Origin of the sequence: Pseudoxanthomonas gei, assembly GCF_010119615.1 — a bacterium.
In the GTDB taxonomy this organism is placed as follows: Bacteria; Pseudomonadota; Gammaproteobacteria; order Xanthomonadales; family Xanthomonadaceae; genus Pseudoxanthomonas_A; species Pseudoxanthomonas_A gei.
The window spans coordinates 1-626 of record NZ_QOVG01000025.1 but is presented as its reverse complement, the minus strand read 5'-3'; the positions used below and the strand labels follow the sequence as shown (position 1 = coordinate 626).

The window sequence follows — 626 nt, the reverse complement described above, 5'->3', positions numbered from 1 at the left end:
GAACACCCGCTAGCAGGTGTAAGAGGGCTGTTTTTGCTAAATCCGTACAAAACTTAACAAACATTCAAAAGTATGAAAGACCGTATACATTGTCAAACCTGGCTTTGGTTGACTATGAAACTATCTGTTTATCAACTTCTTTTTGTGGCATTTCTGATAAATGCCGTTCACGCTGCCCCAACCCATGCGCAGAACGTACTGGAGCGAGTTGTTACGATTCATCTCGATCAGGTCGATATTCGAACGTTTCTGAATACCCTCGAAAAATCAACAGGCGTCGACTTCGTCTATAGTTCGAAAGCGATTGGTGCTCAGCGAAAACTATCCATACACCAGAATGCCCAGAAACTGTCGCAGGTGTTGGATGCGGCACTTAAGTCGCTTAACATCAGCTATCGACTGGTCGATGGCGCTATTTTGTTGCAACGTAGCGTTACAGAACCTACCTCGACCGATGAAGCCAGGCAAACTTCCGAGACGACTTTTCAGGAACCGACCGATCAAACCATAAGCGGTGCGGTTACAGACGAAAGCGGCATGAGTTTACCCGGTGTCAGCGTCGTTCTGAAAGGAACGCAACGGGGCACAACCACCGATGGCAATGGAAAGTATAGTTTGAGTATACC

Annotated in this window: 1 protein-coding gene; it reads left to right on the top strand. The window is 46.8% G+C overall.

Annotated elements, in window-relative coordinates; all coding sequences use genetic code 11:
- Positions 1-72 precede the first annotated feature (72 nt).
- Positions 73-626 (top strand): STN and carboxypeptidase regulatory-like domain-containing protein (locus tag DT603_RS15800; protein ID WP_211368492.1); only part of this gene is annotated, 554 nt, incomplete at its 3' end.